10 protein-coding genes are annotated in these 8,566 nt (G+C 64.3%); 9 read left to right on the top strand and 1 reads right to left on the bottom strand.

What is annotated here, in order from left to right:
* Positions 1–115: 115 nt before the first annotated feature.
* From A3764_RS11545 to A3764_RS11525, 6 genes are all read left to right on the top strand, one after another.
* On the top strand, positions 116–379 hold the full coding sequence (locus A3764_RS11545) for a DUF7218 family protein (RefSeq protein ID WP_067927314.1): 264 nt from the start codon (positions 116–118) through the stop codon (positions 377–379).
* A 25-nt stretch (positions 380–404) separates the two neighbouring features.
* Positions 405–806, top strand: a complete 402-nt coding sequence (locus A3764_RS11540; protein ID WP_067927317.1) for a cupin domain-containing protein — start codon at positions 405–407, stop codon at positions 804–806.
* Complete coding sequence (locus tag A3764_RS11535; RefSeq protein ID WP_236628172.1) at positions 803–1,210, top strand: DUF6497 family protein; 408 nt, start codon at positions 803–805, stop codon at positions 1,208–1,210. Before A3764_RS11540 ends, A3764_RS11535 begins: the two co-directional genes overlap by 4 nt.
* 214 nt (positions 1,211–1,424) lie before the next feature.
* Complete coding sequence (locus A3764_RS25685; RefSeq protein WP_201722206.1) at positions 1,425–1,565, top strand: hypothetical protein; 141 nt, start codon at positions 1,425–1,427, stop codon at positions 1,563–1,565.
* Between the two features lie 72 nt (positions 1,566–1,637).
* On the top strand, positions 1,638–1,985 hold the full coding sequence (locus A3764_RS11530; RefSeq protein WP_067927324.1) for a hypothetical protein: 348 nt from the start codon (positions 1,638–1,640) through the stop codon (positions 1,983–1,985).
* A 361-nt stretch (positions 1,986–2,346) separates the two neighbouring features.
* The gene (locus tag A3764_RS11525) at positions 2,347–4,392 is read left to right on the top strand and encodes an acetyl-CoA carboxylase biotin carboxylase subunit (protein WP_067927327.1); all 2,046 of its coding nucleotides are present in this window, start codon (positions 2,347–2,349) and stop codon (positions 4,390–4,392) included.
* Positions 4,393–4,449: 57 nt separating this feature from the next.
* Here A3764_RS11525 and A3764_RS11520 read toward each other — a convergent pair whose 3' ends face one another.
* Complete coding sequence (locus A3764_RS11520; protein WP_067927330.1) at positions 4,450–4,935, bottom strand: DUF4174 domain-containing protein; 486 nt, start codon at positions 4,933–4,935, stop codon at positions 4,450–4,452.
* A gap of 169 nt (positions 4,936–5,104) precedes the next feature.
* On the opposite strand from A3764_RS11520, the gene A3764_RS11515 reads away from it, so the two are divergent.
* From A3764_RS11515 to A3764_RS11505, 3 genes are all read left to right on the top strand, one after another.
* Complete coding sequence (locus A3764_RS11515) at positions 5,105–6,046, top strand: hypothetical protein (protein ID WP_067927333.1); 942 nt, start codon at positions 5,105–5,107, stop codon at positions 6,044–6,046.
* Positions 6,009–8,138, top strand: coding sequence for a methylmalonyl-CoA mutase (scpA, locus tag A3764_RS11510; RefSeq protein ID WP_067927336.1), 2,130 nt, complete (start codon positions 6,009–6,011; stop codon positions 8,136–8,138). Before A3764_RS11515 ends, scpA begins: the two co-directional genes overlap by 38 nt.
* A 5-nt stretch (positions 8,139–8,143) precedes the next feature.
* A partial coding sequence (locus tag A3764_RS11505) for a VOC family protein (RefSeq protein WP_067951610.1) occupies positions 8,144–8,566 on the top strand: 423 nt, incomplete at its 3' end.

Raw genomic sequence — 8,566 nt, 5'->3', positions numbered from 1 at the left:
CCCTCTGAGATCGCCTGCCCCATGCCCTTCCTTTCTGGAAATATCCTGCCACCCCGGGTCGAAACCCGGGGAACCGCCGGAACGCCTTTGGCGTTTCCCGGTAAAGGAGGATGTAATGGCAAAGAATCACGGAAGTTCGATCAAGGACGACGAGACCTACGAATCCCTGCGCGAGGATGGGGCCTCGAAGGAAAAGGCCGCGCGCATCGCGAATGCGAAAGCGAACGACGACCAGCACCCGTCGGAGAAGGGCGGCAAGCAATCCCCCTACGAGGACTGGACGAAGGAAGAGCTCTACGATCGCGCGCAGGAGTTGGACATCGACGGTCGCTCGGACATGGACAAGGACGAGTTGATCGACGCTTTGCGCAACCACTGACCGTCGTGCCCCTGCGGGGGCGCTTATGAGCGGGCGCATGTGGCAAAATCAGGCTTTCGTCGTGTCCCACGCGGATACCTCCCCTTTTGAAGGTGCCGGGCTGCGCCCGTTCTTCGAATACCGCGATCTGGGCATCGCGAAAGCCACCGGCGGAAGCTTCGGCGCCCATGTGATCCGGGCGGTCCCCGGCGCCGAAAGCCCCGCCACATGGCATACCCATGAGCTTGATTTCCAAATGGTTTTCATCCTGAACGGCTGGGTCGTCTTCGAGTACGAGGACGCGGGCGAACAGATGCTGCACAAGGGTTCCAGCGTGTTGCAGCCACCCGGCATCCGGCACCGCGAAATCCGTCATTCGGACGATCTGGAGCTGCTGGAAATCACCTCACCCGCTGAATTCGCCACGGCGGAGGTCGCAGCACCATGAGGCATCGCGCGTACCTTTCTCTCATGCTTCTGACCCTCTTTGCGGGGCAGGGGGCCGCGGCGTCCGACGCCCCGATAGAGGTGCCCTCGGGCCAGCCCGTGCAGCTTCAGGAAGTCCTTATCGATGACCTCGGCGCAGAGACCTGGCTGCGCTTCCGATTCATCGCGCCGCAAATCGCCCGGGAGGGCGGAACGGTCGATTACGCGCAGGCGGAAATGGATTTCGAATACCTATGCGAAGCGCTCGCGCTTCCATACATGTCGGACTTCGAACTGGAAGGCGACGTCATCGTCGTCTCCCTGTCCGACCGGGCCACCGAATTCGGTGAGCCCGACCCCGAAGCGACCCAATTTTTCGAAGCTTTTCGGGTCGTTGATGAAATCTGTATCTGGGAAGGTCTGTGATGCTGATACCAGATATGGGGCCTTTGTCGGCGGTATCTTCGCCGATTGAGGCTTTGAAGACACATAGTTGCCGTTTGCGCATGATCTGGTATCAATCCCTAGGCGCATGGCATATTGTGTGCCCGAGGAATACCCAAGTATCCCTTACCTCAGAATCGGGGCTCACGGTATGTGTCGTGAAAAAAAGCCCCATAAACAGTGACAGGAGACTTAGATGTCGAAGAGCATCAAAACACTGGTTGCAATGGGTTTCGTTGCGACGATCGCTGCTTGCGCAGCACCCGAAGAAGAATTTGTCGTCGTCGAGCCCGAGCCCATCACGGTCGAGCCCGTCTTCACAGGCAAGTTCAAGTAATACCTTTGCAGGACAGGCGTTCGCGCCTGTCCTGAACCTCCCCCGCCTGCGCCACCATATCCGGGTGGCGCCATGCTGAAGCATCGCGGGTTCCCCGGCCGGCTTCCGGGTACGGATTATCAATTCACTATCAGACGCGCCAATCCCCGTGGCGTCACCCCGCTGACCCGGCGCGAGCGCCGCTCGGATCGCCGTGGCCCTGACCGCCGTGCCGACATCGCCTTCGTCAAGGCCCTCTGGGAGGCGTTCGGGAACGAACCCTTCGAACGTGGCAATCTGGATGCCGGGCGGCTTTCGTGGCTCTTCGGGCGGGAGGTTCTGCCCGCCACCGATCCCTTCGATCCCGCCGATTACGAAGCCCTGCTGGTGCTCGATGAAAACGCCGCCCGGGCGGCCTTTCCCGAGGCGTTTGAATCGTGATCGGCGGCTTGTTGCCCATCGGGCCGTCGCCCCGGCGGCAGTTGGCCGATGCCGTGCGGCCCGCCACCCCGCGCTTGGCGCGGGCAGGTGCTGCATGCAGGCTCGACCTGTCCGGGTTCCTGTGCACCTTGCTTCGGGGCGCGGCTGACCAAGACCATACCCCTTCCTCTCACGGGCGGTCGACCGGAGAGGCGGTCGCACCGCCCGTCTTTTTGCCCGCCGGTCCCGCAGGCCGACCGATGGCGCGCCGCCTTCGTTTCATTCCGATCATTCAGACAACCCCGCAGACCCTTCGACCGGCATTTGGCCGGTGCGGGCGCCCCCCGTGCGCCTCGCGTCTGCCCCAAGCAAAGGACACCGCATGTTCAAGAAGATACTGATCGCCAACCGGGGCGAGATCGCCTGCCGCGTCATAAAGACGTCGCGCAAGATGGGCATCACGACCGTGGCCATCTACTCGGACGCGGATGCGCAGGCGTTGCATGTACAGATGGCGGACGAAGCCGTGCACATCGGCCCGCCCCCGGCGAACCAGTCCTATATCGTGATCGACAAGGTCATGCAGGCGATCCGCGACAGCGGCGCCGAAGCGGTGCATCCGGGCTACGGCTTCCTGTCGGAAAACGCAAAGTTCGCCGAGGCGCTGGCCGAGGCGGGCGTCGCCTTTGTCGGCCCGCCCAAGGGCGCGATCGAAAAGATGGGGGACAAGATCACCTCCAAGAAAATCGCGCAGGACGCGGGCGTCAGCACGGTGCCCGGCTATATGGGCTTGATCGAGGATGCGGACGAGGCGGTGAAAATCTCGAACGAGATTGGCTACCCCGTGATGCTGAAGGCCTCCGCCGGGGGCGGCGGCAAGGGTATGCGCATCGCCTGGAACGACGCCGAGGCGCGCGAAGGGTATCAATCCTCCAAGAACGAAGCGGCGAACAGCTTTGGCGATGATCGCATCTTCATCGAGAAGTTCGTGACCCAGCCGCGCCATATCGAAATTCAGGTGCTTTGCGACAGCCACGGCAACGGCATCTATCTGGGCGAACGGGAATGTTCGATCCAGCGCCGCAACCAGAAGGTCGTCGAAGAAGCGCCGAGCCCCTTTCTGGATGAAGAAACCCGCAAGGCGATGGGCGAACAGGCCGTGGCACTGGCGCAGGCCGTGGGCTACACCAGCGCGGGCACGGTGGAATTCATCGTCGACGGCGACCGCAACTTCTATTTCCTTGAGATGAACACCCGCCTGCAGGTGGAACACCCCGTGACCGAACTGATCACCGGGGTCGATCTGGTCGAACAGATGATCCGCGTCGCCAATGGCGAAAAGCTGTCGATGACCCAAGGTGACGTGAAGCTGACCGGCTGGGCCATCGAGAACCGGCTTTACGCCGAAGATCCCTATCGCGGCTTTCTGCCCTCCATTGGGCGGCTGACCCGCTACCGCCCCCCGCAGGAGGTCGCCGCCGGTCCGCTGCTGGAGCAGGGGACCTGGCAGGGGGATGCCCCCGCCGGTGACATGGCCGTGCGCAATGATACCGGAGTCTACGAAGGCGGCGAGATTTCCATGTATTACGATCCGATGATCGCCAAGCTCTGCACATGGGCGCCGACCCGGTCCGAGGCGATCGAGCGGATGCGCGTCGCACTCGACAGTTTCGAGGTCGAAGGCATCGGCCATAACCTGCCCTTCCTCTCGGCGGTGATGGATCACCCGAAATTCGTCAGCGGCGACATGACAACCGCCTTCATCGCCGAGGAATATCCAGACGGTTTCGAAGGCGTCACGTTGGAGGAGGCCGAACTGCGCCGGATCGCCGCCGCCACCGCCGCCATGCACCGTGTGGCCGAAATTCGCCGCGCCCGCGTGTCAGGCCGGATGGACAACCACGAACGCAAGGTCGGCAGCGAATGGAATGTGACCCTTCAGGGCAATTCGTTCGACGTGACGATCGCGGCTGATCCCTCCGGCTCCAGCGTGCGTTTTGCCGACGGCACCGAACTGCGCGTCAGCGGCGGCTGGACGCCGGGCGACCAGCTGGCCGAAATGCAGGTGGAGGACACGCCGCTGGTGATGAAAGTCGGCAAGATCTCGGGAGGCTTCCGCATTCGCACCCGGGGGGCGGACCTGAAGGTGCATGTGCGCACCCCCCGTCAGGCCGAACTGGCGCGGCTGATGCCCGAAAAGCTGCCGCCCGACACGTCCAAGATGCTGCTCTGCCCGATGCCGGGCCTCGTCGTGAAGCTGGAGGTCGAGGTCGGCGACGAGGTGCAGGAGGGTCAGGCGCTCTGCACCATCGAGGCGATGAAGATGGAGAATATCCTGCGCGCGGAAAAGAAGGGCGTCGTGTCCAAGGTCAACGCCAGCGCGGGCGACTCGCTCGCCGTGGATGACGTGATCATGGAGTTCGAATAACCCCATGCGGGGCGGGGCGCATAACGTGAAAGACAGCGTGGGCGTCGCCCCGCGCCGTCATTCCAGAATGGTGCCCGAGCGTTCCTTTGCGTCGCGGATCTCTTTCTGGCGGATCGGCATCTTGTCGATGCTGCGGGTGATTTCCCGCACGTCCCAAGGGAAGGGCTTGCGCAGCTTCACCTGCCCGTCCTTGCCGACGATGACCAGCATGAACCCGCGGGGCCGCATCTTCAGCCGCAACGCGCTGCGGGCGGCGGGGTCGGTATCGGTCAGCACGACGACGTCGCGTTCGATCAACTGGCCTTCGCCTTCCAACAGCAGTTCCATCTGCTCTGCGAAGGCGGGATCGTTTTCGCTGTCTGCAAAGACCAGCACGGGGCGCTTCAGCCACAGGAATTCGCTCAGGTCCGCCATGTCGGCGGGGCGAAAGGTTGGATCTGCGGCTTCGGTGCCAATCGGTTCATTGCCGGGTGCCGCAACGGTTTGCGCCGTGGCGCCTGCGGCCAACAGCCCGGCGAGGCACAGGATCAGGACGTTTTTCAACTCGATTCCTCCTGCCCCCAATATAGGGGGTTTGGCCGGGATTGCGATGCGGCACCGCGTGCAACCCTGCGTTAAGCCAAGGGCAACGGAGATCGCGGCATGATCGGGGTTCTACCCCGTATTCCGACCGGCTGGGGCGGTCGCATGCAACGAACCGGGCCTGATCATCATGGACATCACCTTACACGTCGGGGCGCATCGCACCGGCACGACGACCTTTCAGCAATATATGCGCGCCAATCAAGGCTGGCTGGCGCAACAGGGGATCGGCTACTGGGGGCCGCAACGGGTGCGGACCTCGGTGCTGCCGGGGGTCTTTCCCGGCCCGCTTACCCTGCCGGGGCGGGATTGCCAGCGGCGCGCCCGCGGCCGGATCGCTCTGCAACTCAAGCGGGGAGAGCGGACGGGGCTGCAGCGCCTCATCGTCAGCGATCCGAACCTGCTCGACAGTATGGCGCAGTGTATGCGCGCCCGGGCGCTCTATCCAGCTACGGGGGAGCGTCTGGCGCGCATTTCCGACAGCTTCGGCCAGCGCATCGGCAGGGTTGTCCTGACCGTCCGGTCACAGGATCTGTGGTGGGCATCAGTCGCGGCGCATCTGACGGGCAGGGGGCATGCGCTGCCCTCCCAGGCGACCTGCGCCGCCATGGCAACCAGCCCGCGCACATGGCGCGACGTCGTGACCGACCTCGCCTGCGCCATGCCGGGGGCGGAAATCATCGTCCTGCCCTTCGAACGCTGCAGCGACCGGCCAGAGGCGATGTTGCAACCCTGCGGCGTGCTGAATGCCCCGCGCTGCGACAGCGCCGATCTCTTGAACCGGGCACCGGACATCCATCGATTGCGATCCATCCTGCACGAACGCGGCGATTGCCCGCTGCGACTGGGCGAGGGCGAGGGCCGCTGGCAACCGCTGAGCCCGGCCCAGACAGCCGCGCTGCGCGAGACCTACGCGGACGATCTGCACTGGCTTGCCGCCGGGGCGGATGGTCTGGCCACCCTGGCAGAGATTCCACTGCGCCCCGCCACCCCTATCCCGGCACCGGCGCGGGGCCCCGAAAAAGGACACGAACATGACTTCCGACAAAGACACCTGGCGCAATCTGGCTGAAGGCGAATTGCGCGGCAAACCCGTCGAGGATCTGACCTGGCACACGCTGGAAGGCATCGACGTGCAGCCGCTCTATACGGCCGAGGATCTGGAAGGGGTCGACCACCTCGGCGGTATCCCGGGGCAGGCGCCCTTCACCCGGGGCGTCAAGGCCACCATGTACGCCGGTCGCCCCTGGACGATCCGGCAATATGCCGGTTTCTCCACCGCCGAGGAAAGCAACGCTTTCTACCGCCGGGGTCTGGCCGCCGGGCAGCAGGGCGTTTCGGTGGCCTTCGACCTCGCGACCCACCGTGGCTATGACAGTGACCACCCCCGGGTGGAGGGTGACGTTGGCAAGGCAGGCGTGGCCATCGACAGCGTGGAGGACATGAAAATCCTCTTCGATGGCATCCCGCTCGACAAGGTTTCCGTTTCCATGACGATGAATGGCGCGGTGATCCCGATCCTCGCCAGTTTCATCGTCGCGGGCGAAGAACAGGGCCATGACCGTTCGGTGCTGTCGGGCACGATCCAGAACGACATCCTCAAGGAGTTCATGGTCCGCAACACCTATATCTATCCGCCCGAACCATCGATGCGGATCATCGGTGACATCATCGAATACACCTCGGACCACATGCCGAAGTTCAATTCGATCTCCATTTCCGGCTACCACATGCAGGAAGCGGGCGCGAACCTCGTGCAGGAGCTTGCCTTTACGCTGGCGGACGGGCGCGAATACGTGCGCACCGCCATCGCGGCGGGCATGGATGTGGATCGCTTCGCGCCGCGGCTGTCGTTCTTCTTCGCCATCGGCATGAACTTCTTCATGGAGGCGGCGAAGCTCCGCGCGGCACGCCTGCTGTGGTCGCGTATCATGTCGGAGTTCGAGCCGAAGAATCCCAAGTCGTCGATGCTGCGCACCCATTGCCAGACCAGTGGCGTCAGCCTGTCGGAGCAGGACCCCTACAACAACGTCGTGCGCACCGCCTATGAGGCGATGAGCGCGGTTCTGGGCGGTACGCAATCGCTGCATACCAACGCGCTGGACGAGGCGATCGCCCTGCCCACGGATTTCTCGGCCCGGATCGCGCGGAACACCCAGCTGATCCTGCAGGAGGAAACCGGCGTCACCAATGTCGTGGACCCGCTGGCGGGCAGCTACTACGTCGAAAAGCTGACCCATGATCTGGCCGAAGCGGCATGGAAGCTGATCGAAGAGGTGGAGGAGATGGGCGGCATGACGCAGGCGGTCGCCTCCGGCATGCCGAAGCTGCGCATCGAAGAGGCGGCGGCGACCCGTCAGGCCAATATCGACCGGGGCACCGAAGTCGTTGTCGGCGTGAACAAATACCGCCGCGACAAGGAAGACCCGATCGACATCCTCGATGTCGACAATGTCGCCGTCCGGGAAAGCCAGATCGCCCGGCTCAAGCGTATCCGCGAGGAACGCGATGACGCCGCCTGCCGTGCCGCGCTGGACGAGTTGACCCGCCGCGCCCGCGAAGGCGGCAATCTGCTGGAAGCGGCGGTGGAGGCCGCCCGCGCCCGTGCCACGGTAGGAGAGATCAGCATGGCCATGGAAGACGAATTCGGACGCCACCGCGCCGAGGTCAAGACGCTCGCGGGGGTCTACGGTGCCGCCTACGAAGGCGACGAAGGCTTCGCCGCCATCCAGCAATCGGTGGAGGAATTCGCCGAAGCCGAAGGCCGCCGCCCGCGCATGCTGGTGGTCAAGATGGGGCAGGACGGCCACGACCGGGGTGCCAAGGTGATCGCCACCGCCTTTGCCGATATCGGATTTGACGTGGACGTGGGCCCGCTGTTCCAGACCCCGGCAGAGGCCGCACAGGACGCCGTGGACAACGACGTGCATGTCATCGGCATTTCCAGTCAGGCGGCGGGGCACAAGACGCTCGCGCCGCAACTGGTGAAGGCGCTGAAGGATGCGGGGGCTGAGGACATCCTCGTCATCTGCGGCGGGGTCATTCCGCAGCAGGACTACGAATTCCTTTACAACGCCGGGGTGAAGGCGATTTTCGGGCCGGGCACCAACATCCCCTCCGCCGCGCAGGATATCCTGCGACTGATCCGCGAAGCGCGCGGATAGAAAGGATGCTCAGCCTCGATCATCTGGCCGTGGCGGGCGAAGACCTCGCCGCGGCGCGCGCCCATGCGGAAACGGCGCTGGATGTGATCCTGCAGCCCGGGGGCAGGCATGATGTCTTCGGCACACACAATCGGCTTCTGGGGCTGGCGGACGGGCTCTATCTGGAAGCCATCGCCGCCGACCCGGATGCCCCGGCACCGGATCGGGCGCGCTGGTTCGACCTCGACCGTTTTTCCGGGCCTGCGCGGCTCACGAACTGGATCTGCCGCTGCGATGACCTCGATGCGGCACTCGCCCGTCTGCCTGACGGCTTCGGGCGGCCCGTCGATCTGCAACGCGGGGATCTGCGCTGGCGCATGTCGGTGCCCGAGGAGGGGCGGCTGCCCTTCGACAACCTCGCCCCCGCGCTCATCCAATGGACCGGCGGC

The sequence above is a fragment of the Sulfitobacter sp. HI0129 genome (genome assembly GCF_001635395.1).
Classification (GTDB): domain Bacteria; phylum Pseudomonadota; class Alphaproteobacteria; order Rhodobacterales; family Rhodobacteraceae; genus Sulfitobacter.
Note: the sequence above shows the minus strand (reverse complement) of the source record. Positions and strands in the feature narration are given on the sequence as shown.

Bases quoted from the DNA above. Each gene is read 5' to 3' on its own strand.
- A3764_RS25685 (WP_201722206.1), top strand. From the start codon at position 1,425: ATGTCGAAGAGCATCAAAACACTGGTTGCAATGGGTTTCGTTGCGACG.
- A3764_RS11515 (WP_067927333.1), top strand. From the start codon at position 5,105: ATGGACATCACCTTACACGTCGGGGCGCATCGCACCGGCACGACGACC.
- A3764_RS11545 (WP_067927314.1), top strand. From the start codon at position 116: ATGGCAAAGAATCACGGAAGTTCGATCAAGGACGACGAGACCTACGAA.
- A3764_RS11540 (WP_067927317.1), top strand. From the start codon at position 405: ATGAGCGGGCGCATGTGGCAAAATCAGGCTTTCGTCGTGTCCCACGCG.
- A3764_RS11525 (WP_067927327.1), top strand. From the start codon at position 2,347: ATGTTCAAGAAGATACTGATCGCCAACCGGGGCGAGATCGCCTGCCGC.
- A3764_RS11535 (WP_236628172.1), top strand. From the start codon at position 803: ATGAGGCATCGCGCGTACCTTTCTCTCATGCTTCTGACCCTCTTTGCG.
- scpA (WP_067927336.1), top strand. From the start codon at position 6,009: ATGACTTCCGACAAAGACACCTGGCGCAATCTGGCTGAAGGCGAATTG.
- A3764_RS11530 (WP_067927324.1), top strand. From the start codon at position 1,638: ATGCTGAAGCATCGCGGGTTCCCCGGCCGGCTTCCGGGTACGGATTAT.